We start from the raw sequence: 26937 nt of genomic DNA, 5'->3' as shown, positions 1-26937 counted from the left end.
AGAGGTGAACGAAACTGAATATTACAACTAGATCTAATATTGGTAAGCGAGATTCAAATCAAGACTATGTTTCTACGTTTGTTAATGCAGATAATCAAACATTAGCTGTTTTATGTGACGGAATGGGTGGACATAATGCCGGTGATATTGCGAGTGAAATGGCTGTTTTGCAGCTAGGAAATAGCTGGGAACAGTCTGATTTTAAAAATAAAGATATTGAAGCTGTAGAAGACTGGTTTCAAAATCATATTAATGAAGAAAATAAGAGGATTTATGATGCTGCCAATATATTTAAAGACCTTCAAGGCATGGGTACTACACTTGTTGCAGCTGCTGTATTTGAAGAAATGACGGTCATTGCAAATATTGGCGATAGTAGAGCGTATATCGTAGAAGGAACTTCTATTACACGAATAACAGAAGACCATTCTTTTGCTAATGAATTGAAAATGACGGGGCAGATAACAGAGGAAGAAGCATTAACGCATGAGAAGCGAAATACACTTACACGTTCTCTTGGTGTTCGCTCTGAAGTGAAAATTGATTTTTTTAGTTTTTTTAATCCTGGAAAGCAGTTATTGCTACTTTGTTCTGATGGATTGACGAATGCTATAAGTGAAAGTGACATTCTTTCAATCGTATCTAAAGACAAAAGTGATGCATCTAAAGCAGATGAGTTAATTGAACAAGCTTTAAAGAATGGCGCAACGGATAATATTACGGTATGTCTGCTGGATCTTGCCCCACAAAGCCTTGGTCTTGAACAAACAGTAGAAAAAAAGGAGGGGAATTAGATGGAGACTGGAGAAAGAATCAATGGAAGGTACAAAGTCATCAAGAGTATTGGTGCAGGTGGTATGGCCAAAGTCTACCTTGCTAAGGACCTTATCCTCGAAAGAGACGTTGCTGTTAAGTTAATGGCTTATAATTTCCATAATGACGAAAACAGTATTAGAAGATTTAAAAGAGAAGCACTTGCAACGACAGAACTTGTCCATCCAAATATTGTAAATATTTATGATGTTGGAGAAGATGAAAATCCTTATATTGTAATGGAATACGTAGAAGGTACAGATTTGAAGCAATATATTCATGATCACCATCCAATTCCATACAAGAAATCCATTGGTATAATGAGTCAAATACTGGATGCTGTTCGGTATGCTCATCAGCACCATATCATTCATAGAGATATCAAGCCACAAAATATTTTAATTGATCATCATGATTCAGTGAAAATAACGGATTTTGGGATAGCTGTGGCGCTTTCTCAAAATTCTATTACGCAAACCAATTCTTTACTAGGTTCTGTTCATTATCTATCTCCTGAACAAGCTCGTGGAAGTATGGCCACCAAGCAGTCGGACATTTATTCATTGGGGATTTTATTGTTTGAATTGCTGACAGGAGATGTTCCCTTCGATGGTGAGTCTGCTGTTTCTATTGCATTGAAGCATTTCCAAAATGAGCTACCGTCGATCAGAGATATTGATAACCGTATTCCACAGCCGCTCGAAAATGTTGTTTTAAAAGCAACGGCTAAAGAAGCAAGTCAACGTTATCAGACCATTGACGAGATGAAAGAAGACTTAATGACGGCACTTTCTCCTGAGAGAGCTAGTGAAAGTAAGTTTGTACCAAGAGACTCTGATAAAGAAGACACCATGGTCATTACGCCAATTGTCGTACCTGATCAACCAGAACAGGATCAGTCAGAAAGCGAAGTCAAACAGAACGCTAATGATCAACAGGCTGAAGAAAAGACGCCTCCTAAAAAACGTAAAAAAAGAAAATGGATCTGGTTGGTATTGATCCTTTTATTCTTAACCATAGTTGTAGGGGCTATTGGATTCTTTACAAGACCTGGAGAAGTCACGGTTCCAGAACTTGCTGGAATGACACAAGAAGAGGCTGAAGAACAACTAACGGAGTTAAACTTAACACTTGGCGAACCGATAGAGCAGACTAGTGAAGAGGTAGAATCAGGATCGGTGATTCGTTCTAATCCGGCAGCTGGCTCTACACTGAGAGAAGAAGCTGAGGTTGTTCTTTATGTTAGCACTGGACAAGAACCGTATGAAGTTGAAGACTATGAAGGGGAAGTTTACGAAGACATTCGGGCAGAACTGACTACATTAGGATTTACTGTTGAGAGTGTCCAACAAAGTAGTAATACAATAGCAGAAGGAAATATCATTTCTCAAGATATTGAAGCTGGAGAAGAAATCATTCCAGGAGAAACAACTATTACTCTGACTGTAAGTACAGGACAGGCAGGTTATACTTTAAGAGATTTGACTGGATATTCAGAAGCGGGTGTTTTAGACTATGCAGATGAACTGAGTTTGTCCGTATCTAGTACGGATGAACCGAGTGATGACATTCCTGCAGGACAAGTCAGTAGTCAGTCACCGGAAGCTGGAACAACCATTTATTCAGGAAGCCGTATTTCAGTTGTGTTTTCTACAGGGCCAGAAGAAGTCTCGCAAACGACATTTGATGAAGGCATCATCATTCCTTACGAACCAGTAGAAGAAGAGCCAGATCAGGATCAGGATCAGGATCCAGATCCGGAATCTGGAGAGGAAGAAGAACCAGCGACAGAACCTGTGCCAAATCTGATTAGAATCTATATAGAAGACGCAGAAAACTCAATCGATGCAGTTTTCAAAGAATACGAGATTACTGAAGATACTCCTGAAATTTTAAGTTTTGTTATTGAAGAAGGACAATCTGCTAGCTATAGAGTAGAACGCGACGACGAAGTTATAATGGAAGAATCTGGCTTAACGGAATAAACCTATTAGAAGGGAAGGAACTATTTGCAAAAGGGACAGATAACAAAGGCACTTAGTGGATTTTATTATGTAACGGATGATTCTAAAACAATATATCAGACAAGAGCTAGAGGGGTTTTCAGAAATCAGAATTTGACGCCTTTGGTTGGAGATTATGTGGAATTCGAAAGTGGCAACTTAACAGAAGGCGTCATTCAAAATCTTCTTGACCGAAAAAATGAATTAACAAGACCTCAAGTAGCAAATGTGGACGTAGGCATTATCATCATGTCAGCGATTGATCCTGGATTTTCGACGCAACTCCTAGACCGATTTTTAGTTATGCTAGAATCTAAACATATAGAGCCGGTTATCTTCATAACAAAACTGGATCTATTGACCGAAGAGCAAAGACTAGAAATACTTCAATATCAGAAAGACTATACTGAAATTGGCTATCAGTTTATTCTTACAGAAGAATCTGAAGCGAATAAAAAAGAACAAGTTGAAAAAATCTTTAGAGATCAATTTGGAGGCAAGTTGATTGTCTTTATTGGGCAATCTGGAGCGGGTAAGTCAACGTTGTTGAACACGATCGATGGCTCTCTTGAGTTGAAAACAGGAGAAACCTCCAAATCTTTAGGCCGAGGTAAGCATACGACCAGACATGTCGAATTGATTCCATTGATGAATAGTCTAATAGCAGATACCCCGGGATTCAGTTCTTTAAATTTCGATGATATTGAAGCGGAAGAGTTGACTGAATATTTCCCTGAAATGTGGGCGTTGAGATCGGAATGTAAATTCAGCGGTTGTATTCACTTGGAAGAACCTAAGTGTGCCGTTAAAAACGCTGTTGAACAGCATACAATCTCACAATATAGATATGATCATTACTTGCTTTTCTTGGAAGAAATAAAGAACCGAAAACCACGTTATAAGAAAAAAGGAGCGTTTTAATGAAGATAGCACCTTCGATTTTAAGTGCAGATTTTTCTAGACTGAAAGAACAAATTGCTTTAGTTGAAAAAGGCGGAGCAGATTGGATTCATGTGGACGTTATGGACGGTCATTTTGTTCCGAATATCACTTTTGGCTATAACGTTGTAGAGGCTATCAGACCACATACTTCTCTACCTCTTGATTGCCATTTAATGATTGAGAATCCTGAAAATTATATTGAAGATTTTGCAAAAGCAGGTGCGGATTATATATCTGTTCACTTTGAGAGTACCCCCCATATTCATCGGGCGTTACAACTTATCAAAACACACGGTGTGAAAGCAGGGATCGTCATTAACCCGGGAACTTCAGTTGATTCCATTAAGCCTCTTCTTCATATGGTCGACATGGTTTTAGTTATGACCGTTAACCCAGGATTTGGCGGACAAAGTTTCTTACCTGAAACAATACAAAAAATTAGTGAATTGGATATACTCAGAAAAAATCAGCAGCTCAACTTCCTCATTGAAGTTGATGGTGGAATCGTACCTGAGACAGCAAAGCTTTGTAGAGAAGCTGGAACAGATGTCTTTGTAGCTGGATCTTATGTATACGGAGCTGAAGATCCAGAAGGACAAATTACCAATCTAAAGCATGCGGTGAATTAAATGAGTGTAGTGCACATCGTATTAGGAAGTCCTGATAAGCAAAACATACTTCCAGAAAAGAATCTTGAGGATATATATGTAGGTGTTGATAGAGGTGGACTTTTTTTGGTAGAAAAAGGGTATACGCCTGATCTAGTGTTAGGAGATTTTGATTCTATAACGGAACAAGAAAAAAGGCTAATTGAGAATAATGCACAAAAAGTTATCCCATTCAAACCTGAAAAAGATGACACAGACGCTGAACTTAGTCTCGTTTATGCTGAAAAACTGTTCGATGTAGAAAAAATATATCTATATGGCTGGGCAGGAGGACGTATCGATCATCTGATGAGTACGTTAATGATTCCACTACAACCAAGGTTTGAACAGCTTGTTTCAAAATTAATTTTTGTAGATCAAACGAATTCTATTCACTTCTATAGTTCAGGAGAATACAGTGTCCAACAAGAGACAGATAAGCAGTACTGTTCGATTATCGGATTGACTCCTATAGAAGAAATGACGATCGGTGATGGGTTTAAATACACCGTATCAGACACCAACTATGATTATCCAATTGCATTGATCAGTAATGAATTTATAGAACCCCACGCATACTTTTCATTCAAAAAAGGGCTCATCGCATTTATACAAAGCCGAGACAATACCATTTAAAATCTAGTTTTTCTATACCAAAAGTGTTTTAATAGGTAATCTTAATGGAATACGGTAAAGTTAAAAACAAAAGGGATGAGTCATATGCCACTAGTTGTTACAAAAGACTTTCTAAATGAAATGAAAGAAAAATATGGGAACGATACAGCTGTTTCAGGTTACGCAGAACAATCAAAACTATTATCTATTCCGGTACCAAAGTTTTATATTGTTGTACTGGATGAAACGAACCTTACGTTAATTCAATTAAATTTTAAGCTAGAAGAAAAAGTTGCAACGGTCATTCCTATTGGTTCAATAGAAAGCTTTAATCTTAGTGGGTTATATATGAAGAAAGTGGTATTTAAAACTGGAGATCAAACTTATAAACTAGTGATCAGACCCACGCTTATTGGTATCAAAGAGCATCAAACAGTGTTGATTCGTAAATTAGAAATGTTAAATCGTTAGTAAAAACAGATAGATCTCTAAAGTAAACTAAATTTTTTGATAAGTGGTAATTGAATAAAATAACAGGTCTCTTCTAGACGGGAAGAGACCTTTTGTGTATGCTTAGATAGTATTCAAGTATAATATTGAACATTCTTAGTTAGAATAGTCGCTTTTTTAACGTAGAGATAATATTTAGTTTGTATCTCTACTGACTGACCATTTTATGTTAAAATAGAAAAGCGAAATTAACTGAATAAATAAACTGAATAATTAAACAACATACATAGTAAGAAGGAACGTCTTCAAAAATCTATTTAAATTTAATGAAAAGAGGAAGAACAAATGATCAATAGAAGAAAATTTTTCAGGGTTAGGATAAAAGGATTTAAAGACGCCATGATGATTCTTCCAGGAAAAAAAGATACTACATACGAAATTACGATGGTCGACATAAGCGGAAACGGGCTTTCTTTTGTCAGTAGAGAAAAATTTCTGATATCTGAATTTCTTAAATATAACTTTCGATTTGATTTAGCAGGTGAAAAGTTTGAGCTAGTGGGATGTATTGTAAGAAAGTATTCAGAAGACGAGGATCGCTATATTCGTTACGGGGTCAAGCTAGTTTCTGTGTCGACTAAAGAAGAATCAGAATTAATTAGAAGAATTAATAAATATCAAAGTAAGCATTATCGAGACAATATCTTCGAAAATGAAGAGGCATAATCATAACGAGAAGCGAGCTCAGTGCTGGTTTCTTTTTTTTAGGCATATAGTTTAACGAAAATGACAAACAAAAAACCAACAAACATTGAATAATCAACGTTTGTTGGCTCTAAGACTCATTAAGAATTATACGCGTTCTACTTTACCTGATTTAAGGGCACGTGCAGAAACCCATACTTTTTTAGGTTGTCCATCAACCATAATACGTACTTTTTGCAAGTTTGCAGCGAAGCGACGTTTAGATTTATTGTTAGCGTGTGAGCGGTTATTTCCACTTCTAGCTTTACGTCCAGTTACGAAACATTCTTTAGTCATAATTAACTCTCCTCCTTTACGCAATAGCTTCTACGATAAGAAGCTAAATCATACTTATATAAGATACCATAGACATAACAAACAAGCAAGAAAATATTATCATTCTTTCAAGTAATGTACCTTGACAGTAAAATGTCGATAATAGAGCTAAAAGTGATAAAATAGGTATTGTCTTCCATTATAAATCACGATATGCTAAAATATGTTTGAGTATTCAATTTGTAATTCATGAAAATAAAAGCATCTTTAATTGTGATCATGAGAATTTTGAATAGAGAGGGGAAAATCATTAATGACAGTTAATCTGAAAACTCAATTCGGCAATGTTGAAATTTCAAATGAGGTAATCGCAACTGTGGTAGGCGGAGCCGCAACAGAAAATTTTGGTATCGTAGGCATGGCCAGCCGAAAACAAGTACGTGATGGACTCATTGAGATTTTGAATCGTGAAAACTATTCGCGCGGGATTGTTGTAAGACAAGAAGATGAAGAAATTGTAATCGATGTTTATATTATCGTTAGTTACGGTACTAAGATTTCTGAAGTATCAAAAAACGTTCAAGAACATGTGATCTATCAATTAGAAGCAAATCTTGGTATCAAAGCTAAATCAGTAAATGTTTTCGTACAAGGCGTACGCGTATAAATAGAGATTACCATAGTCACAAATCCTTGTGACAAGGGAGGAAACCAATAAAGTGGAAGTATTAAACTTAACATCTGAAGAATTTAAAAATATGGTTGCAGCTGGTAGAACGAGACTGGATGAGAATACTGAATACGTCAACTCTCTGAACGTATTTCCGGTTCCAGATGGAGATACTGGTACAAATATGAATTTGTCTTTTACAAGTGGAGCAAAAGCTGTAAAAGAAACAGATAGTGATCATTTAGGAGAAATTGCTCAAGCCTTGGCAAAAGGATTGTTGATGGGTGCTAGAGGAAACTCTGGAGTTATCTTATCGCAACTTTTCAGAGGATTTGCAAAAGAGATTCAAGAACATAAAACAATTGATTCAAAACAATTTGCAGCTGCATTCCAAAATGGTGTGGAGTCTGCTTATAATGCTGTCATGAAACCTGTAGAAGGAACCATTTTAACTGTAGCAAGAGAATCCGCTAAATCAGGTGTGAAAAAAGCAAAAGAAACAGATAATATCATTGAAGTAATGGAAAAAGTATTATCTTCAGCAAAAAAATCGCTTAAAAAAACTCCAGATCTTTTACCAGTACTTAAAGAAGTTGGCGTTGTAGATAGTGGTGGACAAGGTTTAGTATACGTATATGAAGGTTTCTTGTCGTCACTAACTGGAGAAGCGCCGGTCGAAGAAACTCCGGAACTTGAAGAGCTTGTTCGTGCTGAACACCATAGAAGTGATGTACATGAACACGTGCACACAGAAGATATTACTTTTGGATACTGTACTGAGATCATGGTGCGTATCGGTGAAGGCGAAACGGTTGATAGTGAATTTGATTATGATCATTTCCGTAATCATCTTGATAAGATGGGAGATTCTTTACTTGTAGTAGCCGATGATGAAGTCATCAAAGTCCATGTCCATACAGAGCATCCCGGAGAAGTGATGAACTATGGACAAAAATTCGGTTCTCTAATGAAAATCAAAGTAGATAACATGAGAGAGCAGCATTCTGCATTATCTTCTGACTCAACTACGCCTAAAAAGAAAGTTGAAGAAAAAGAGATTGCCGTAGTTGCAGTGGCAGCAGGCGAAGGGATCAAGAAAATGTTCGAAAGTTTAGGAGTCGATTACGTACTTCTAGGCGGACAGACAATGAACCCTAGTACAGAAGACATTGTAAAAGCAATGGGAGAAGTTCCAGCTAAACAATATATTATCCTTCCAAACAACAAGAATATCTTCATGGCTGCAGAACAAGCAGCAGAAGTTTCTGAAGTTGATACTGTTGTTGTGGAGACAAGAACAATCCAACAAGGTTTGACTTCAATGTTAGGGTTTAATGCGACTCATGATCTTGCAACCAACAAAGAAGATATGACGGCAGAATTAAAAGCTGTTGTTTCAGGTCAAGTAACCTTTGCTGTTCGTGATACTGAAATCAATGGTGTTACAATCAAAAAAGATGATTTCATGGGTATTATTGATGGAACAATAAAAGTTTCAGCTACGGACATCAAACAAGTCACCCTAGATACTATCGATCAAATGATTAGCGACGAAAGTGAGATTCTGACTCTTCTTTATGGAGAAGATGGCTCACGAGAAGTTGCTGAAGAGATAGGAAAAGCTGTTGAAGAAAAATATGAAGATATAGAAATTGAAATCCACGAAGGTGGACAACCTGTTTATCCATATCTGATTTCAGTAGAATAAAAGCCATTATTTTAATAGTGTCATATAAATCTAAAGGGGGAATAGATGAAATAACGAAGAATTATCTTTGTTGTTTTGTCTATTCCTTTCTGGTTTTTAGGTAGTAAAAAAGGAGGGATGTTATGACAAGTAAAAGTATTTCTGATCCTGTAACGGTCTTATCTGGAGTCGGTCCCAAAAGAGTAGATGCACTAAGAGATTTAGGAATTGAAACGATTTATAATCTATTGACATACTATCCCTTCAGATATGAAGACCTTACTGTAAAAGCTATTGATGAAATAGAAGACAAAGAGAAAGTCGTATTAAAAGGACCGCTCGTATCAGATCCAGTTCTAAGTCATTTTGGTAGAGGAAAGAATCGTCTATCTTTTCGGTTAAATGTTGAGCATGTGATTGTCCCGGTTACTTTTTTCAATCAGCCCTATTTAAAACAGCAACTGGCGGCTGGAGAAGAGACAGCGATTTTTGGTAAATGGGATGCTATCAAAATGCAATTGAGTGGTATAAAAGTTTTGAGTAGTAGCTTAAGTGATGAAAAAGAAAACCGAGAACCCGTTTACCATACTTCAAAGCATATTAAACAAGCTACGTTGATCAAATTAATTCGACAAGCCTGGCAAGATTACCAAGAACTCATTCCGGAAATTGTTCCAGAGTCGATTAGGAAAAAATATCAAACTGTTTCTCAAAGAGACGCTATCAGAATGATGCATTTTCCTGAAAAGGATGGGGATAATGAGCGGGCTAGAACAGCTATCATATTTCAGGAATTTTTTATCTATCAATTACAGATGCAGTGGTTAAGGAAACAACACAAAATGACTGACCGCGGGAACGTGATAGACTATGATGTTGAAAAGCTCAGAGCGTTCTTTCGGTCCTTACCCTTTGAGTTGACTGCAGCTCAAAAGAGAGTGGTAAATGAAATCTGTAAAGATCTTAAACTTCCGATTCAGATGTACCGATTGCTTCAGGGTGACGTAGGAAGTGGTAAGACTGTTGTAGCTGCAGCAGCTATTTATGCGGCTTGGACTGCTGGTCTACAGTCTGCGTTGATGGCTCCTACAGAAATTCTTGCAACGCAACATATGGAAAGTCTTTCTGAGATGTTCAAAGAGATGGATATTCGTATTGATCTATTAACAGGATCCACAAAAGTGGCCAAACGTAGAGAACTGTTAGAACAATTAGCAAATGGAGAAATCGATGCGCTGCTTGGAACACATGCTTTGATACAAGAAGGGGTTAACTTCAACAAACTAGGATTAGTAATCACAGATGAGCAACATCGTTTTGGTGTAAGTCAGCGAAAAGTTTTGAGGGAAAAAGGCGATCATCCGGATGTTTTGTTCATGACAGCGACACCGATACCTAGAACCTTAGCAATCAGTGCCTTTGGAGAAATGGATATTTCTGTGATTGATGAATTGCCACCGGGGAGAGAACCCGTTACAACTCACTGGATCAGACCAAAGCAGTTTACTCAAATGCTCCCCTTTATGGAAAAAGAACTGAGCAATGGATCTCAAGTTTATGTCATCAGTCCTCTTATTGAAGAATCTGAAATGATGGACCTTCAAAATGCGACTGATTTATATAGAATTTATGCCGAAAAGTTCGGCCCTAAATATAATGCGGGATTGTTACATGGGAAAATGTCTGCTGCTGAAAAAGACTCCATAATGGAACAGTTCAAGCGTAATGAGTTACAGATACTGGTATCTACTACTGTAATCGAAGTAGGTGTAAACGTCCCTAATGCAACGCTTATGATCATTCATGACGCTGATCGATTCGGACTGGCTCAATTACATCAATTAAGAGGAAGAGTAGGACGAGGCAAGAAAGAATCTTACTGTATATTAATTGCTGATCCTAAAGGGGAAACTGGTGCTCAGCGTATGGAAATATTGACCCAAACCAATGACGGGTTCGTTCTAAGTGAAAAGGATTTGGAAATGAGGGGTGCTGGAGAGATATTCGGTAAAAAACAATCCGGCTTACCTGAATTCAAAGTTGCTGACATTGTCGAAGATTTCCAGATACTTGAAAGTGCCAGAAACGAGGCAGCTCTTTTACTGAATAACTCAGAATTTTTTGAAGCAGAAGAGTACCAATTCTTGAGAAATGAAGTAGGGATAGATGAACAAGCAAGATATTCATTTTTAGATTAGTAATAAGTACTGAATAGGAGGAAAAGAAATATGAGAATCGCAGTAGATGCTATGGGTGGAGATAATGCACCACAAGCGCTAGTTGAAGGAAGTATTAAAGCAGCTAAGGAATTCAAAGATATAACAATTGTGTTGTACGGGAAAGAAGATTTGATCAAGAAATATATCAATGAGGACCTAAGTAACATCGAAATCGTACACACAGAAGAAAAAATCACTAGTGAAGATGATCCCGTTCGTTCAATTAGACGTAAAAAAGATGCTTCTATGGTTATGGCAGCAAACTCTGTTAAAAACGGTGAAAATCATGCACTCTTCTCTGCTGGAAACACTGGAGCACTCCTTGCCTCAGGAACTTTGATTATTGGACGTGTAAAAGGGATTGAGCGTCCAGGCCTGCTAGCAACTTTACCAGTAATGAGTGACAACCTTGATGCATTCAATCTCTTGGATGTTGGAGCAAATGCGGATAGCAAACCAAGCAACATTAATCAGTATGCTACGCTAGGTACGTATTATGCCAAGTTTGTAAGAGGGATAGACAATCCTCGAGTAGGCTTATTAAATAATGGTACGGAAGAAAATAAAGGAAATGAAGTAACTAAAGAAGCCTACAAATTATTAAAAGAAAACGATGCAATCAATTTTGTTGGGAATGTAGAAGCGAGAGAACTGTTAAATGGAGTAGCTGACGTCGTTGTATCTGATGGCTTCACAGGGAATGCTGTATTGAAGACTATCGAAGGAACAGCGCTATCTATGGCTAAACTGATTAAGAGTTCTATTATGAATAGTGGCATTAAATCAAAAATAGGTGGCTTGCTTTTAAAAGATAGTTTATCTAATATGAAAGATGTAATGGACTACTCAAAACATGGGGGTGCAGTACTAATCGGTGTTAAAGCTCCAGTAGTTAAAACACACGGTTCTGCAACAGCTGAACCCATTTACCAAACAATCAAACAAATTAGAGAAATGTTAGCCTCTAATATGGTCAGTGATTTAGTCACTTATTATGAAAATAATTAGGTTAATGATAAGGTAACGCTTTATTCTTAGAGTAAAGACGTTCAAAATCTGATAAATCAAAATGCTCATTACGAGGGATTTAGATTCATCATGGAAATTATAACTGAAATAAGCTACAATAACACTTGTGAGTTAAGTTAAATAAGATCAAAAATGAGAAACCAAAAGTATAACCTGAAAAGTTATACTTTTGGCTTCAATAAGAATAATTGGAGGAATTAGAAGATGGCAGAGCAAGAAGTTTTCGACAAAGTAAAAGGAATTATTGTAGAAAGATTAGGTGTAGACGAAGAAAAAATTACTAGAGATACTACATTTAAAGAAGATCTAGGTGCCGATTCTCTTGATATAGTTGAATTGGTCATGGAATTAGAAGACACTTTCGGAAATGAGATTTCTGATGAAGATGCAGAAAATATTACAACCGTTGGTAAAGCAGTAGATTATATTAAAGCGAATCAGTGAGTCGCTTTTTTTTTTACCCATTTATGAACAATTTATGATAAATATGCTGAATATTATCAGGAAAATTAGAAAATGGCTTGTTTTTTTAATATTCTGTTATAAAATGATAAATGTGCTATTGAAATTAAAAATTAGAAAGTGTATAATTCATTTTATAATATTAAGTAGTTGATTAAAAAAAACGCAACTATTTAATGTTCTTCTCATTTTCATCGATGAGAAGAAATGCATAGGAGGTTAAACAGTGGCCGTCGAACGTAACTTACTTGAAGTAAATAATTTAAAAACTGGATTCCGATTCGGTGAAGAGTACCATAATGCAGTTGATGGTGTTTCACTGACGCTAAAGAAAAATGAGATTTTAGCAATCGTTGGAGAATCCGGATGTGGCAAGTCTACATTAGCTACAGCGATCATGGGGCTACATGATCCTAACAATACTAAAATTACTGGAGAAATTTTATATAAAGATTTAAACCTGACTGACTTGAATGAAAAATTATACAATCGAATTCGAGGAAATGATATCGGTATGATTTTCCAAGATCCGTTAGGGTCATTGAATCCTTTGATGACAATTTACAATCAAATCGCGGAAGCGTTGATTTATCATTCAGACCTCAACGAAAAACAAATTAAAGAACGCGTACTGGAATTACTGAATCAAGTAGGTATTCCAAGACCGGAACAAATCATGAAAGCTTATCCTCATGAACTATCTGGTGGTATGAGACAAAGAATTGTTATTGCAATCGCATTGGCAAATAAACCTCCAATTATTATTGCAGATGAACCTACAACAGCACTGGATGTTACAATCCAAGCTCAAATCTTGGACTTAATGAGAGATATTCAAGCTGAAACAGGATCAGGAATCATTCTGATCACACATGATTTAGGTGTAGTAGCTGAAACAGCAGATAGAGTGGCTGTCATGTATGCTGGTCAAATTGTAGAAGAAGCACCTGTAGATGTTTTGTTCAAAGATCCTAAACATCCATATACACGTTCATTACTTAATTCAATTCCTCATGAACTTGAAGAAGGAGAAGAATTACACGTTATTCACGGAACTGTACCATCACTTCAAAATTTGCCGCGTAAAGGTGATCGTTTCAGACCTAGAATTCCTTGGATTCCAGATGAAGCATTTGATGAAGATCCAGAATTGACGGAAATTGCTCCGAACCACAAAGTAAGAGGAAATAGCTGGAAACATTTCCACTTTGAAGGGGAGGAAAAATAACCATGGGATTTTTGGAAGTTAAAGACTTAAAAGTACATTATCCTATTCGTGGAGGCATTCTAAACACGATTCAAGACCACGTGCGAGCAGTTGACGGCGTGAACCTGACAATCGAAAGTGGAAAGACTTACGGTTTAGTTGGTGAATCTGGTTCCGGAAAGACAACAATTGGTAAAACAATCATCGGACTAGAAAAAGCTACTTCAGGAGAGATATTATACGAAGGTGAAAATGTTACAAATAGAGCAAGAAGTCGCAAAAAGAAATACGCCAATTACAACAAAGATGTTCAGATGATTTTTCAAGATTCAACTTCATCAATGAATCCAAAAAAACGGATTATCGATGTAATGGGCGAACCAATGCGAAACTATTTTGATTATACTCCGGATGAAATTAAACGAAGAGTTGCAGAATTGCTGGATATTGTTGGAATGAACTCAGAAGCGATGTACAAGTATCCTCATGAGTTTTCAGGTGGACAACGTCAGCGTATTGGGGTTGCTAGAGCTGTAGCCAGTGATCCAAAGTTAATCATTGCCGATGAACCGACTTCAGCACTTGATTTATCTGTACAAGCACAAGTTTTGAACTTTATGCGTAGAATTCAAAAGGAATATGATTTAAGTTACTTATTTATTTCTCACGATTTAGGCGTTGTTCAACATATGGCTGATAATATAGCAATTATGCATAAAGGACGTTTCGTAGAGCAAGGTCCAAAACAAGATATTTATAGAGACCCACAACATATTTATACTAAACGACTACTTTCAGCTATACCAGATATGGATCCTTCAACTAGAGAAGCGAAGAAAATCGAACGTCAACGAGTTGAAGCAGAATACGATGCTCAAGAAACGGAATACTATGATACAGATGGTCGTGTATATGATCTTCAAGAGTTTAGAGGAAGTCATTTTGTAGCGACTAAGCCTGAAGGACCAAATCGTTCTCTTCAAAATGAGGCAATCAATACAGGAGGGGAAGCATAAGCCATGTGGAAAACAATATTTAGAAGACTCTTACTGATGATTCCCCAAATGATCATCTTAAGTTTACTAATCTTTATCATTGCAGAATTTATGCCGGGAGACCCATTTACCGGAATGATCGATCCGAATATTGATCCTGCTCAATTGGATGTCTTGCGTGAGCGATTTGGGTTAAACGATCCATTACCTGTTAAATATGTACGCTGGGTTGGGAATGCGTTACAAGGAGACTTCGGAAGAAGTTTCAACTACAAGACAAGCGTTGTAAATGTAATTGGGGATAGACTCGGGAATACGGTTAGGCTTTCTCTACTCTCAACCGTATTAACATACATGATTGGACTGCCTTTAGGAATCCTTTCAGGACGTTTCAATGATTCAGCTTTTGATAAAACGGTTATCATATACAATTTTGTAAGTTTTGCAGTGCCTACATTCGTTTTAGCATTATTGATGGTATATATCTTTGGATTCAACCTAGGATGGTTCCCATCTCGAGGATCAATTGATGTTTCAGCAGTAACGTTCTGGGAAAGAACTTGGAGTCGAACGTATCACTTGATTTTACCTTCTATTACAACTGCTGTTTTAGGAACGGTTGGAATTATTCAGTATTTACGTACTGAAATCATTGATGCAAAAGTATCAGACTATGTCAAAACAGCACGTTCTAAAGGCGTACCCATTAATAAAGTGTATTCAAAACATATCTTCCGTAACGCATCACTTCCTATTGCATCCGGATTTGGTTATACCATTGTCGGTTTGTTGACGGGTTCGATCTTTATAGAAAGAATTTTCAGTTACAGTGGTATGGGGAATTTATTCTTAGACTCGATCAATACGCGTGATTACAGTGTAATCTTTGTTCTTGTCCTGTTCTATGGGTTTCTGGGCTTAATTGGAACCTTGATCTCAGATCTGATCTTAATGGCAGTAGACCCACGAATACGTATTGATTAGATATCTATTAAATTGAAAGGAATGAATTTCTTATGGCTTCAAACCAAGATGCAGCGATCATGTCAGAAGACGCTACTGCTTCTTTACCCCCAATGGGATTTAGAGTAATAATAAAAGAATTTGCCAAAGATAAATTGGCATTAGCTTCATTAATTTTAATGGTTATCATTCTTGTAGCGGTTTATAGTGTATCCTTTTTGTTAGACCAACAAACTGTTACAACAGTTAGTCTTTTTGACTCGTATCTACCACCGATGTCTATGAGTACAGATCCATTTACAGAAGGAACTCAGTACTTACTAGGTACAGATTCAGCCGGACGTGATGTTTTTGGACAACTCATCATCGGAGCTAGAAACTCATTATCAATTGGTCTAGCGGTTACTTTTATTACGAGTATATTAGGTGTTTTAGTAGGAATTCTAGCAGCTTACTATGCTGGGGCAGTTGATAATGTTATTATGAGAATCATTGATTTTATAATGATCTTACCTCAAACGATGATCATTATTATTTTCGTAACATTGGTGCCAAACTATAATGTATTTTCATTTATTCTAATCATGAGTGCTTTTTTATGGGTAGGACAGGCGAGATTCATACGTGGGCGTGCACTAACTGTTGGAAAGCTTGATTTTATTAGCGCCTCTAAAACTATGGGCACACCTACAATACTTATTATACTTCGCGAAATGATGCCAAATATCAGTTCATTGATCATTGTTAATTTGACTTTGAACTTTGCCGGTAATATCGGGCTAGAAACAGGATTGTCTTTCCTTGGATTTGGGCTTCCTCCCAGCGTTCCAAGTTTAGGATCACTAGTTTCTACAGCTCAAAATCCAGATGTTCTGGGTAATAAAGCATGGGTTTGGTTACCAGCCTCAATATTAATATTAGTATTGGTGTTGTGTATAAACTATGTCGGTCGTGCATTACAACGTGCGGCAGACTCTAAACAAAGATTAGGTTAAGAAAAGGGGAGAAAGAATATGTCAAACAAAAAAAGATATAGCTTATTAGCAAGTTCTGCAGCTGTAGCATTTGTACTTGCAGCTTGTGGTGGGGGATCATCAGATGATTCAGGATCAGATACAGGTACTGGTAATGGGGGAACTGACTCCGCAACTGAAGGAGAAGACGCAGAAGGTGGACCTTTAACATTTGAAACACGTGTTGAAAATGATGGCGAAGCCATTGAAGGCGGAACGATGAGTATAGGTTACGTATCTGATTCTCCATTCACTGGTATCTTCAGTTGGGAACTTTATAGTGGTAATCCAGACTTTCAAGTAATGCAATACACTATGGGAGAACTTGTAGGCTCTGATGAAAACTATCAAATCGATGACTCTGGTGCAGCTACTATGGAACTGGACCAAGAAAATAATACAGTGACTTTAACGGTTAAAGATGGTATTACGTGGCACGATGGAGAACCATTAACAGCGGATGATATTCTTTATGCTCATGAAATTATAGCTGACCCAGAATATGCTGGTGTTCGTTATACTTCTGATTTACAAAATATCGTTGGTATCGATGAATACAAGACTGGAGCAGCAGATTCTATCTCTGGAATGACTTTATCAGACGATGAGATGACTTTGACAATCCAATATCAAGAAGTTGGAGTTCAGATGCTTCAAGCCGGTGGTGGCGTATGGACTTACGCAGCACCTCGTCATTATCTAGGAGAAATTCCTGTTGCTGACTTAGAATCAGCTCCAGAAGTTCGTGAAAGACCATTAGGTTATGGTCCGTTTAAAGTAGAAAATATTGTTCCTGGTGAATCAGTATCTTATTCTCGTTATGAAGACTACTGGCGTGGAACTCCGATTCTTGACGGAATCGAATTACAAACTGTACCAACATCAACAGCTGTAGCAGCAATGGAAAATGCGCAGTTTGACCTGTTCATCAGTATGCCTACAGATCAATATGATACATTTGCTGATTTACCTGGATATTCAATTGTTGGACGTGATGAAAACTCATACACGTACATTGGTTTCAAACTAGGTGAATGGCAAGAAGCGGATGGGGATGAACCAGCTAAAAATGTTTATAACCCAGATGCTAAGATGGCAGACGTAAACTTACGTCAAGCAATGGCATATGCGATTGATAACGATGCAGTTGGGGAAAGATTCTACCAAGGCTTACGTCGTCGTGCAACTTCTCCAATCATCCCTAACTTCTCAGATTACTTTAATGAAGATGTAGAAGGCTATCCTTTTGATGTTGAGGAAGCCAACAGAATTCTTGATGAAGCTGGATATGAGTTAGCTGAAGGAGAAGAATTCCGTACAACTCCTGAAGGAGAAGAATTAGTGATTAACTTTGCATCAATGTCTGGTGGAGATGTTGCTGAACCAATCGCTGAATACTATATCCAATCTTGGAAACGTATCGGTTTAAACGTTCAATTACTTGAGGGACGTTTACATGAGTTCAACTCATTCTATGATCGTGTAGAAGCGGATGATCCTCAGATCGATATCTATCAAGGGGCTTGGGGTACCGGTACTGATCCAACTCCAGATGGTCTTTACGGAGAAACAGCTCCATTTAACTACACTCGTTGGGTAACTGATGAGAATACTGAATACATGGAACAAATGTTAAGTGCCGAAGGATTCGATACTGAATGGCGTGCAGGAGTCTTCAATGAATGGCAAGAATACTTCATGGAAGAATTACCAATCATTCCAACATTATTCCGTACAGAAGTATTCCCAGTTAACAATCGTGTAGGTGCTTACGATGTTACTGTAGGAGCTAATCCAGATGATTCAGGTGTTTCTTACCATACTTGGTACTTGACTTCAGAAGATCGTGCTACTGAATAATTCATCAAAACAATTTAATTACTTTTATATGAAGGAAACCAGTCAGTTATATGCTGACTGGTTTTTTATATTGTACTAATTCACTTTATGCACCATTTGTAAGTAATCTATGATAATATAGAGTTTAGGCTATGCGAACAGTTGTTATACATAATTGTAATAGAAAGGAAAGATACTATGTTTTTAGCTTGGAAAGAAATTAAACACTCTAAAACAAGGTTTGCGCTGATAATTGGTATTGTAGTATTGGTATCGTATCTTGTTTCTTTTTTGACTGGCTTAGCTTATGGCTTAGCTCAAGAGAATCGTACTGCAGTTGATAAATGGGATGCGGATGGTATTGTTTTAACGAATGAATCTAATTTAAACTTGAATAGTTCAATGTTTGAAGCCGAAGAGCAAGATTATGTAACGTCAGATGAAAAGGCCGTTCTAGGTGTTAGTTCCAATATTGTGAGAATAGATGGCTCAGAAGATACAGAAGATAATATCAATGTAACCATATTCGGAGTTGAATCGAATGAGTTTCTCAATCCAGAAATTGTTGAAGGAGATACATTTGAAGAGGATACAGTAGTAGCGGATATTTCTTTGTCTGAAGAAGAGGGATTGCAAGTAGGGGATATGCTCAAATTATCTGGTCAAAACCGTGAAGTGAAGATCGCTGGTTTCACGGACGGGGCAAAGTTTAGTGTAACGCCTGTCTTGTACACAACTGTAGAAACTTTTCAAAAGATCAAATATGACGTGGATATTATTGAGGAAAATCAAGAATATCCTATAAATGGTATTGTCGTAAGAAATGACGGAGATATAGATACAGTTTCAATCGATAGCGACGATCTGGAAGTTTACTCAACTAGCGAATTTATTAATAAACTACCAGGTTACAATGCACAGGTTCTGACATTCGGTTTGATGATTGGATTTCTAGTGTTAATTGCTGCGCTTGTTATTGGTATTTTTATCTATGTATTAACACTACAAAAAGCTTCAATGTTAGGTGTTATGAAGGCTCAGGGAATTTCTTCTGGATATATTGCAAAATCAGTTATTGCTCAAACCTTCCTATTAGCTTTAATAGGTGTATTAATCGGATTTGGATTAACGATCCTTACAGGGTTCTTTTTACCTTCAGCAGTACCTTATCAAAATAATTACTTGTTTTTAGTTGCAACAATGGCATCACTCATTGTGTTTGCACTAATGGGAGCTGTTTTTTCAGTAAGAACAGTAGTGAAAATCGATCCTTTAGAAGCGATAGAGTAGGGGGAAACCATGAAAGCAATTGAGTTAAATCAAGTCAGCAAAAGTTTTAGAGATGGTAGTAAAACAATAGAAGCATTGAAAGAAACAAACTTTTCAGTGGAACCAGGCGAGTTTGTTGCAATCATTGGTCCTAGTGGATCTGGTAAAAGTACCTTTTTAACGATTATTGGAGGACTACAGCAGCCTTCAGAAGGCAAGGTTATGATTGCTAATGAGAAGTTCAGTGAGTTAAAAGAGAAAGAAAGAGCAAAAAGACGATTTAAAGAAATTGGGTTTATTCTACAAGCATCTAATCTTGTACCTTTCTTGACAGTTAAGGAGCAGTTAATGCTTGTAAATAAAGTAGAAAAATCAACTATAAATTCGGATAGAATTCACACATTATTAGAAGAGTTAGATATAATAGATTTAGCAGATAAATACCCTGGGGACCTGTCTGGTGGAGAACGACAAAGAGCAGCTATTGCTAGAGCGCTTTATCATGATCCTACAGTGATATTAGCAGATGAACCTACAGCTAGTTTGGACACTTCTAGAGCTTTTGAAGTGGTAGAAATACTCGCAAGAGAAACTAAAAACAAGAAAAAAGCCACGATTATGGTAACGCATGATGAGCGATTGACAGAGTATTGTGATTCTGTATACGTTATGAAAGATGGCGTACTTGAAAGACAAACAGACAAATAGAAAAGAGGAAAAAATGAAGAAGACAGTTAGTGTAATTGGTGCAGGTGCAGCTGGTTTGGCAAGTGCAATTCGATTGCAACATGCAGGGTATGATGTAACCTTATACGAAAAAGAATCGATTCCTGGTGGAAAGATGAATCAGTTGCAAAAAGATGGTTTTACTTTTGACATGGGACCAAGTCTCGTTATGATGCCGGATATCTATAAAGAAGTTTTTGAATTAGCCGGACGTAACCCAGACGACTATATTCCGATGCAAAGGTTAGATCCGATGTACACGGCATTTTTTGGAGACGAAAAAATTAATGTTTCTTCAGATTTAACAAAGATTACCCAAGAAATGGAAAACATTAGTGATCAGGATATGGCTGGATTTTTGGGTTATCTTAAGGATATCTATGAACGTTACATCGTAGCCAAAGATCATTTCATTCAGAGACCTTTTAGAAATGCGAGTGACTTTTACAATCCAAAAGTAATACACCAAGCACTTAAACTGAAGACATTTGACAGTGCCAACCATTCGATTGGTAAATACATCAAAGATAAAAGACTACAGCAGATCTTAAGTTTTCAAACTTTATATATTGGAGTTTCGCCGAATAACGGCCCTTCATTATACACCATCATTCCAATGATCGAGTATCTATATGGTATATGGTTTATTAAAGGCGGAATGCATACGATGGCCACCGGTATGGAAAAGCTATTTTTAGAACTAGGTGGAAAAGTTCAATACGATACTTCCGTCGAAGAAATCGTTATTGAAAAACAAGAAGCAAAAGGAATTAAAATTAATGACGAAATTATTCATTCCGACTTTGTAATGTGTAATGCAGATTTTCCATACGCTATGAAGAATTTAGTGAAAGATCAAAAGTCTAAAGGCAAGTATACAGACAAGAAAATTGATAAAATGAAATATTCTTGTTCTTGCTTTATTATGTATCTTGGTATGGACAAAAAATATGAGCAAATTGAAAACATCCATAACTTTGTCTTCTCTAAAGATCTTGATGAGAACTTAGAAGATATATTTTCAGGAGACGTTCTAAGCGACCCTTCTTTTTATGTATACATGGGCTCTAAAATGGATCAATCCCTTGCTCCTGAAGGAAAAGATGGACTTTATATTCTGGTACCTGTATCAGATTTATCTACTTCTAAGTACGAATGGAATGAAGATACGATTCAATATTACAGAGATAGAGTTTTCATGAAGCTGAAAACCATTGAAGGATTTGAAAATGTAGAAGATGAAGTAATTTCTGAGTCTTACATGACACCCGTTGACTGGAGAGATAAATTCAATGCATATAATGGTGCGTGCTTTGGACTTCAACCTACGTTAACTCAAAGTAATCACTTTAGACCGCAAGCAAAAGCAAAAAACTGTGAGAATCTTTACTTCACAGGTAGTAGTACGCATCCTGGAGCAGGTGTTCCGATCGTATTGACTTCTGCTAAAATTGCAGTAGATGAACTATTACTAGATGATAAGAAATAAAAATAAAAACACTTTGAGTAAAAAGCAGTTTACAGTGCTTTCGCTCAAAGTGTTATTTTTTACAAGTTGAAATAGTTTGCTAGGTAATCTGCTAATCCGTTATCGTGATTAGATTTCCCAGTAAGATCATCTGCAACAACTTTAAGTTTGTCGTTACCATTTTTCATGACTACACCATGTCCAGCATATTGAATCATTTCATAATCATTTTCTTCATCACCAAAGGCTAGAATATCTTTGCGGTCAATATTGTAATAAGAAGCAATACGTTCTACACCCATAGCTTTTTGGACACCAGCTGCAACGATTTCAAGACAAGGAGCAAATCCACCCCATGTTCTGACTTCAACAGCCTCTCCGTAATGTTTGATAATTCGCTCTTCTAATTTAGGCTGATTCTGCTGTGTATTTGTGAAGACGCCTACTGAAGTTGGATCGATTAGAAGCGTTTTGGAAGATAATTGTTTACTAACTTCCACACCATCTGGGAAAAAGTCTGGATAAGGAACATAATCACCATGGATATAAATACCATCTCTAGATTCAGCAGCAATCAGTTGAACTTCTGGATCGTCTTTCAAAGATAGCATTGAAATAGCTAAGTCTCTGCTAAGGGATTTATGATAACCATAGTCCCAATCTTTATCTGAAGGGTTATGACACCATGCGCCATTAAAGTTTACGATGGGGGTAGTCATTTCTAATTGTTTGTAATAATAGTGACTATTTCTGAAAGGTCTACCGGTCGCAATGGATACGATATGTCCTTGGTCTCTTAGCTTATTTAAAACATTGTGCGTTTCTGTTGTGATCTGTTGAACATCATTTAAAGTTGTTCCATCCAGATCGAGTGCAATCAATTTTCGGTTCATCCCAATACTCCTTTTAAACAATAAATATCAGTTAGTCTGATATTAAATAAATTTGATATGTGATAAAATAATCGAAGATATCTATCTAAGTATAACAAACTGAAAATAAAAAGTATATGTAATAGGAGTGTGCACATGTTTCAGATCATTCAAAAAACAATCAACGATATACCCATACTTGAGGTGGTAAAAGAAGACCTAATAAATGAAGAAATTCCGACGGTTATTTTTTATCATGGATGGACAAGTCATAAAGAATCCGTTCTTGTGCAGGGGTACGAATTAGCTAAAAAAGGGATTAGAGCCATTTTGCCTGAAGCTTATATGCATGGGGAAAGAGTACAGGTAGCGGGTAAACCACAAGATCATACAGTGTTTTGGAAAGTCGTTTCACAGAATTTAAAAGAAGTATCAGATATCCGAAAAGACTATCTTTCAAAGGGATTGTCTGATCCAGAAAGGTTTGGCATCAGTGGATTGTCAATGGGTGGGATTACCACTAGTGCGATGTTAACGCAATTTGACTGGATCCATTCAGCGGCAATTTTAATGGGGAATCCTTCGCCAATTGAATTTTCAAAATGGTTATTAACATCAAAATGGTACGATGGGTATGAAAGTGTCGACGGACTTATTAACGATGAGATGAAAAGACAACTGGATACAATTTCGCTAAAAGAACAGCCTCAAAAATTAGCAGGTAAACCTGTGTACTTTTGGCATGGTACGAAAGATGAGCTTGTTCCATTTGAGCAAACAGAAGCATTTATTGAAATGATTAAAAATGAGTCCTATGCAGAGAACATTTCGTTCTCAATTGGTTCGGGTCATGGTCATAAAGTACCATACGAAATTGCTGTAGAAATGGCAGAGTTTTTTAGTAAGAGTTTCGGTTTATAATGACTAGACAACTGAATACCATATGGTATGATGAAACAAAGACACGTGACTGAGGAGGTAGGCTAATGTCAGAAGAAAAATCTGTATGGTCAGAAGAAAAACTGAGCGATATAAAAAATCAAATCATGGAAGCGATGGAACAAGTTATTGATCCGGAGTTAGGGATTGATATCGTGAATCTAGGATTAATTTACGAAGTCAATGTTTTTAATGGTGGATATTGTGAAGTCAAGATTACATTGACGACTATGGGATGTCCATTAGCAGATGTGATTACAGAAGACATTTTGAACGCAATGGATTCTGTACCTGAAATTACAGAAACAGACGTTAAATTAGTCTGGTATCCTGCGTGGGATACAACTCGAATGAGCCGTTACGCTCGAATTGCATTAGGTATACGATAATAGGATCAAAAGAATTGAGTTCAATTTAAAGCTCAGTTCTTTTTTATTAGAGAAAAACCAAATTATTAGGAAAAAGAAGGAGAGAATATGGCTGAATATACAACGGTCATGCAGGAATCTATTTCAGAAGCTCAAAACATCGCTAAAGTGAGACGTCACCAGTTTATTGAAACGGCACATCTCTTTAGAATTTTTCTGCAGCCAGATCATTTAGCATACAAGTTATACGAACAATGTGAAATGAATATGAGTGCTTTAATTGAGCAACTAGAAAGTCAACTAGATAAAATCCCAGTCGTAGAGGGAGCTTCGGTTGAATATGGTACTCAACTATCTTCTGAATTATTTAAGCTTCTTCAAAAAGCAGAAAAAATAGCAGAAGAATTCGGAGATCACTTTATTGCAGTTGATGTTGTGATGCTTTCACTGATGTCTCAAAATCATCCTCTACGTTTTTATCTGGAGGAAGCTGGACTAACAGAAAAAGTGTTAAAAGAGAAAGTTTTAGAATGGAGAGGTGGAGAAACTGTGCAGAGTGCATCTCAGGAATCTTCTTATCAAGCATTAGAAACGTATTCAGTAGATATGATTAAACAAGTCAAAGAAGGCAATCAAGATCCTATTATCGGTAGAGATGATGAGATTAGAGATGTCATCAGAATTTTATCCAGAAAGACCAAGAATAATCCTATACTAATAGGAGAACCAGGTGTTGGTAAAACAGCCATTATTGAAGGTCTAGCTCAAAGAATCGTGAGAAATGACGTTCCAGAAAATATTAAGAACAAAAAGATTTTCTCACTGGATATGGGCGCTTTGATAGCTGGAGCTAAATATCGTGGAGAATTTGAAGAAAGACTGAAAGCTGTTTTAAAAGAAGTGAAAAAAAGTGATGGTACCATTATCTTATTTATCGATGAAATTCATACAATTGTTGGGGCTGGTAAAACTGAAGGTAGCATGGATGCGGGGAATTTACTGAAGCCGATGCTAGCTAGAGGGGAATTGCACTGTATTGGAGCAACAACGATCAATGAGTATAAAACCTATATGGAAAAAGACAAAGCGCTAGAAAGAAGATTCCAAAAAGTCTTCGTTAATGAACCTTCCAGTGAAGAAGCAATCAGTATTCTTAGGGGATTAAAAGAACGGTTTGAAATCCACCACGGGGTGAACATTCAAGATAATGCCCTAGTCGCGGCGGTTCAGTTATCAAGTCGTTATATGACGGAGCGTTTCCTTCCAGACAAAGCCATTGACCTAGTCGATGAAGCTTGTGCGAGTATCCGAGTTGAGATGAATTCTATGCCAACAGAACTGGATCAATTGACTAGAAGAAAAATGCAACTTGAAATAGAAGAGCAAGCATTGAAAGAAGAAACAGATGATAAGAGTCAGTCAAGACTAGAAATCATCCAAAAAGAATTAGCTTCTTTAAGAGAAGAAGTGGAAAATCTTACATTGAAATGGAACAAAGAAAAAATTTCAATGCAAGATATACAAGACAAGAAATCAGAAATCGATCAAGAAAAACGAAGACTTGAAGATGCTGAATCTGAATATAACCTAGAAGAAGCAGCTAGATTAAGACACGGTGTAATTCCTTCACTTGAAAAAGAATTGCTGGAACTAGAAGAAATTCAGCAATCAAATGAGGCTTCAGAAAATAGACTGGTACAAGAAACAGTTACAGAAGACGAGATGGCTGAGGTTGTAGCCAGAATAACGGGCATTCCTGTAAATAAACTGGTACAAACCGAAAGAGATAAACTTCTAAATCTGAACACTGCAATGAAAACTCAAGTAATCGGCCAGGACAAAGCAGTAGATGTTGTAACAGATGCGATTTTGAGAGCAAGAGCAGGAATACAAGATCCAAATCGACCACTAGGCTCTTTTCTTTTTCTAGGACCCACTGGTGTTGGTAAAACAGAATTGGCTAGAACCTTAGCGATGAATTTATTTGATTCCAAAGATCAGATGATTAGATTAGACATGAGTGAATACATGGAGAAACACAGCGTCTCTAGATTAATAGGTTCACCGCCAGGATATATAGGGTACGATGAAGGTGGACAACTGACAGAAGCAGTCAGAAATCATCCTTACACTATAGTGTTGCTAGATGAAATTGAAAAGGCACATCCAGATGTTTTTAACATTTTACTTCAAGTTCTTGATGAAGGCAGACTAACGGATTCTAAAGGACAGTTGATTGATTTCAAGAATACAGTTTTAATCTTAACAAGCAACATTGGTTCCGATCTTTTGCTTGAAGAAACGTCTGAAGAAGGCATCATTGACGAAGCTACTGAGTCTACAGTCAGAAAAAGGTTATTTGAGTCATTTAGACCCGAGTTTTTAAATCGACTGGATGATATTGTGTTATTCTCACCAATTACGAAACGAGATATGGTAAAAATCGTAGAAAAATTAGTCTTAAATTTGGAAGAGAGACTTTCTACTAGAGGTTACCATCTAGAATTAACGGATAAAGCAAAAGAATGGATAGCTGAGGAATCCTACGATCCTGCATTTGGTGCACGACCGATTAAGCGTTACTTGACCAATGAAATTGAAACCCCTATAGCGAAAATGATTATTGCTGATGAGATTAAAACAGATGCAGTCATTACTGTAGATGAAAAAGATCATCAGCTTGTCTTCAAAACAAAGTGATTATTTAAATGAATACTTTCG

General features: G+C 36.9%; 25 protein-coding genes. 23 read left to right on the top strand and 2 right to left on the bottom strand.

What is annotated here, in order from left to right; all coding sequences use genetic code 11:
• The first annotated feature begins 14 nt into the window (after positions 1-14).
• The 7 genes from VXN63_RS03075 (at position 15) to VXN63_RS03045 (ending at position 6196) form a co-directional block, all read left to right on the top strand.
• A complete protein-coding gene (locus tag VXN63_RS03075) occupies positions 15-794 on the top strand; it encodes a Stp1/IreP family PP2C-type Ser/Thr phosphatase (protein ID WP_327756632.1) in 780 nt (259 codons plus the stop codon).
• On the top strand, positions 795-2798 hold the full coding sequence (gene pknB, locus VXN63_RS03070) for a Stk1 family PASTA domain-containing Ser/Thr kinase (RefSeq protein ID WP_327756482.1): 2004 nt from the start codon (positions 795-797) through the stop codon (positions 2796-2798). It abuts the gene before it with no gap.
• A 24-nt stretch (positions 2799-2822) separates the two neighbouring features.
• Positions 2823-3737, top strand: coding sequence for a ribosome small subunit-dependent GTPase A (rsgA, locus tag VXN63_RS03065; protein ID WP_327756481.1), 915 nt, complete (start codon positions 2823-2825; stop codon positions 3735-3737).
• A complete protein-coding gene (rpe, locus tag VXN63_RS03060) occupies positions 3737-4387 on the top strand; it encodes a ribulose-phosphate 3-epimerase (protein WP_327756480.1) in 651 nt (216 codons plus the stop codon). The genes rsgA and rpe overlap by 1 nt, the downstream gene beginning before the upstream one ends.
• Positions 4388-5041: a thiamine diphosphokinase gene (locus VXN63_RS03055; protein ID WP_327756479.1), complete on the top strand. Its 654-nt coding sequence runs from the start codon at positions 4388-4390 to the stop codon at positions 5039-5041.
• Between the two features lie 84 nt (positions 5042-5125).
• Positions 5126-5491 carry a hypothetical protein gene (locus VXN63_RS03050; RefSeq protein ID WP_327756478.1) on the top strand — a complete coding sequence of 122 codons (366 nt, stop codon included), beginning with the start codon at positions 5126-5128 and terminating at the stop codon, positions 5489-5491.
• A gap of 324 nt (positions 5492-5815) precedes the next feature.
• A complete protein-coding gene (locus tag VXN63_RS03045) occupies positions 5816-6196 on the top strand; it encodes a PilZ domain-containing protein (protein WP_327756477.1) in 381 nt (126 codons plus the stop codon).
• Positions 6197-6322: 126 nt separating this feature from the next.
• Here VXN63_RS03045 and rpmB read toward each other — a convergent pair whose 3' ends face one another.
• Complete coding sequence (gene rpmB / locus VXN63_RS03040) at positions 6323-6511, bottom strand: 50S ribosomal protein L28 (RefSeq protein WP_327756476.1); 189 nt, start codon at positions 6509-6511, stop codon at positions 6323-6325.
• Between the two features lie 292 nt (positions 6512-6803).
• On the opposite strand from rpmB, the gene VXN63_RS03035 reads away from it, so the two are divergent.
• From VXN63_RS03035 to VXN63_RS02975, 13 genes are all read left to right on the top strand, one after another.
• Positions 6804-7157 carry an Asp23/Gls24 family envelope stress response protein gene (locus tag VXN63_RS03035; protein WP_225744217.1) on the top strand — a complete coding sequence of 118 codons (354 nt, stop codon included), beginning with the start codon at positions 6804-6806 and terminating at the stop codon, positions 7155-7157.
• 52 nt (positions 7158-7209) lie between these two features.
• The gene (locus VXN63_RS03030; protein WP_327756475.1) at positions 7210-8868 is read left to right on the top strand and encodes a DAK2 domain-containing protein; all 1659 of its coding nucleotides are present in this window, start codon (positions 7210-7212) and stop codon (positions 8866-8868) included.
• A 122-nt stretch (positions 8869-8990) separates the two neighbouring features.
• Positions 8991-11045 (top strand): ATP-dependent DNA helicase RecG, encoded by a 2055-nt coding sequence (gene recG, locus VXN63_RS03025; protein WP_327756474.1) that lies wholly within the window; start codon positions 8991-8993, stop codon positions 11043-11045.
• A gap of 30 nt (positions 11046-11075) precedes the next feature.
• Positions 11076-12074, top strand: coding sequence for a phosphate acyltransferase PlsX (plsX, locus tag VXN63_RS03020; protein WP_327756473.1), 999 nt, complete (start codon positions 11076-11078; stop codon positions 12072-12074).
• A 225-nt stretch (positions 12075-12299) separates the two neighbouring features.
• The gene (gene acpP, locus VXN63_RS03015) at positions 12300-12539 is read left to right on the top strand and encodes an acyl carrier protein (RefSeq protein ID WP_225744213.1); all 240 of its coding nucleotides are present in this window, start codon (positions 12300-12302) and stop codon (positions 12537-12539) included.
• A 244-nt stretch (positions 12540-12783) separates the two neighbouring features.
• Positions 12784-13785, top strand: a complete 1002-nt coding sequence (locus tag VXN63_RS03010) for an ABC transporter ATP-binding protein (RefSeq protein ID WP_327756472.1) — start codon at positions 12784-12786, stop codon at positions 13783-13785.
• A 2-nt stretch (positions 13786-13787) separates the two neighbouring features.
• Positions 13788-14780 (top strand): ATP-binding cassette domain-containing protein, encoded by a 993-nt coding sequence (locus VXN63_RS03005; RefSeq protein WP_327756471.1) that lies wholly within the window; start codon positions 13788-13790, stop codon positions 14778-14780.
• A gap of 3 nt (positions 14781-14783) precedes the next feature.
• Entirely contained in the window at positions 14784-15743 is a 960-nt protein-coding gene (locus VXN63_RS03000; protein ID WP_327756470.1) for an ABC transporter permease, read from the top strand.
• Positions 15744-15775: 32 nt separating this feature from the next.
• Positions 15776-16717 carry an ABC transporter permease gene (locus tag VXN63_RS02995; protein WP_442915286.1) on the top strand — a complete coding sequence of 314 codons (942 nt, stop codon included), beginning with the start codon at positions 15776-15778 and terminating at the stop codon, positions 16715-16717.
• 18 nt (positions 16718-16735) lie between these two features.
• The gene (locus VXN63_RS02990) at positions 16736-18595 is read left to right on the top strand and encodes an oligopeptide ABC transporter substrate-binding protein (RefSeq protein ID WP_327756469.1); all 1860 of its coding nucleotides are present in this window, start codon (positions 16736-16738) and stop codon (positions 18593-18595) included.
• Positions 18596-18772: 177 nt separating this feature from the next.
• Complete coding sequence (locus VXN63_RS02985) at positions 18773-19864, top strand: ABC transporter permease (RefSeq protein WP_327756468.1); 1092 nt, start codon at positions 18773-18775, stop codon at positions 19862-19864.
• A gap of 9 nt (positions 19865-19873) precedes the next feature.
• Positions 19874-20551 (top strand): ABC transporter ATP-binding protein, encoded by a 678-nt coding sequence (locus VXN63_RS02980; RefSeq protein ID WP_327756467.1) that lies wholly within the window; start codon positions 19874-19876, stop codon positions 20549-20551.
• Between the two features lie 13 nt (positions 20552-20564).
• Positions 20565-22058: a phytoene desaturase family protein gene (locus tag VXN63_RS02975; RefSeq protein WP_327756466.1), complete on the top strand. Its 1494-nt coding sequence runs from the start codon at positions 20565-20567 to the stop codon at positions 22056-22058.
• A gap of 59 nt (positions 22059-22117) precedes the next feature.
• On the opposite strand, the gene VXN63_RS02970 is transcribed toward VXN63_RS02975, so the two are convergent.
• Positions 22118-22930, bottom strand: coding sequence for a Cof-type HAD-IIB family hydrolase (locus tag VXN63_RS02970; protein ID WP_327756465.1), 813 nt, complete (start codon positions 22928-22930; stop codon positions 22118-22120).
• A 135-nt stretch (positions 22931-23065) separates the two neighbouring features.
• Between VXN63_RS02970 and VXN63_RS02965 the strand changes: the two genes are divergently transcribed.
• The 3 genes from VXN63_RS02965 (at position 23066) to clpB (ending at position 26916) form a co-directional block, all read left to right on the top strand.
• Positions 23066-23830, top strand: coding sequence for a dienelactone hydrolase family protein (locus tag VXN63_RS02965; protein WP_327756464.1), 765 nt, complete (start codon positions 23066-23068; stop codon positions 23828-23830).
• A gap of 65 nt (positions 23831-23895) precedes the next feature.
• Positions 23896-24237 carry a metal-sulfur cluster assembly factor gene (locus tag VXN63_RS02960; RefSeq protein ID WP_225744203.1) on the top strand — a complete coding sequence of 114 codons (342 nt, stop codon included), beginning with the start codon at positions 23896-23898 and terminating at the stop codon, positions 24235-24237.
• An 87-nt stretch (positions 24238-24324) separates the two neighbouring features.
• Positions 24325-26916, top strand: a complete 2592-nt coding sequence (gene clpB, locus VXN63_RS02955) for an ATP-dependent chaperone ClpB (protein ID WP_327756463.1) — start codon at positions 24325-24327, stop codon at positions 26914-26916.
• Positions 26917-26937: the final 21 nt, after the last annotated feature.

Source organism: Marinilactibacillus sp. XAAS-LB27 (assembly GCF_036039175.1).
Classification (GTDB): Bacteria; Bacillota; Bacilli; order Lactobacillales; family Carnobacteriaceae_A; genus Marinilactibacillus.
This window is presented reverse-complemented; position numbering and strand designations above follow the sequence as displayed.

Coding starts and splice junctions, on each gene's coding strand:
- VXN63_RS03045 (WP_327756477.1), top strand. CDS start 5,816: ATGATCAATAGAAGAAAATTTTTCAGGGTTAGGATAAAAGGATTTAAA.
- recG (WP_327756474.1), top strand. CDS start 8,991: ATGACAAGTAAAAGTATTTCTGATCCTGTAACGGTCTTATCTGGAGTC.
- VXN63_RS02970 (WP_327756465.1), bottom strand. CDS start 22,930: ATGAACCGAAAATTGATTGCACTCGATCTGGATGGAACAACTTTAAAT.
- acpP (WP_225744213.1), top strand. CDS start 12,300: ATGGCAGAGCAAGAAGTTTTCGACAAAGTAAAAGGAATTATTGTAGAA.
- clpB (WP_327756463.1), top strand. CDS start 24,325: ATGGCTGAATATACAACGGTCATGCAGGAATCTATTTCAGAAGCTCAA.
- VXN63_RS03000 (WP_327756470.1), top strand. CDS start 14,784: ATGTGGAAAACAATATTTAGAAGACTCTTACTGATGATTCCCCAAATG.
- VXN63_RS02995 (WP_442915286.1), top strand. CDS start 15,776: ATGGCTTCAAACCAAGATGCAGCGATCATGTCAGAAGACGCTACTGCT.
- VXN63_RS03005 (WP_327756471.1), top strand. CDS start 13,788: ATGGGATTTTTGGAAGTTAAAGACTTAAAAGTACATTATCCTATTCGT.
- VXN63_RS02965 (WP_327756464.1), top strand. CDS start 23,066: ATGTTTCAGATCATTCAAAAAACAATCAACGATATACCCATACTTGAG.
- VXN63_RS02975 (WP_327756466.1), top strand. CDS start 20,565: ATGAAGAAGACAGTTAGTGTAATTGGTGCAGGTGCAGCTGGTTTGGCA.
- pknB (WP_327756482.1), top strand. CDS start 795: ATGGAGACTGGAGAAAGAATCAATGGAAGGTACAAAGTCATCAAGAGT.
- VXN63_RS02985 (WP_327756468.1), top strand. CDS start 18,773: ATGTTTTTAGCTTGGAAAGAAATTAAACACTCTAAAACAAGGTTTGCG.
- VXN63_RS03035 (WP_225744217.1), top strand. CDS start 6,804: ATGACAGTTAATCTGAAAACTCAATTCGGCAATGTTGAAATTTCAAAT.
- VXN63_RS02960 (WP_225744203.1), top strand. CDS start 23,896: ATGTCAGAAGAAAAATCTGTATGGTCAGAAGAAAAACTGAGCGATATA.
- rpe (WP_327756480.1), top strand. CDS start 3,737: ATGAAGATAGCACCTTCGATTTTAAGTGCAGATTTTTCTAGACTGAAA.
- VXN63_RS02990 (WP_327756469.1), top strand. CDS start 16,736: ATGTCAAACAAAAAAAGATATAGCTTATTAGCAAGTTCTGCAGCTGTA.
- VXN63_RS02980 (WP_327756467.1), top strand. CDS start 19,874: ATGAAAGCAATTGAGTTAAATCAAGTCAGCAAAAGTTTTAGAGATGGT.
- plsX (WP_327756473.1), top strand. CDS start 11,076: ATGAGAATCGCAGTAGATGCTATGGGTGGAGATAATGCACCACAAGCG.
- rpmB (WP_327756476.1), bottom strand. CDS start 6,511: ATGACTAAAGAATGTTTCGTAACTGGACGTAAAGCTAGAAGTGGAAAT.
- VXN63_RS03050 (WP_327756478.1), top strand. CDS start 5,126: ATGCCACTAGTTGTTACAAAAGACTTTCTAAATGAAATGAAAGAAAAA.
- VXN63_RS03055 (WP_327756479.1), top strand. CDS start 4,388: ATGAGTGTAGTGCACATCGTATTAGGAAGTCCTGATAAGCAAAACATA.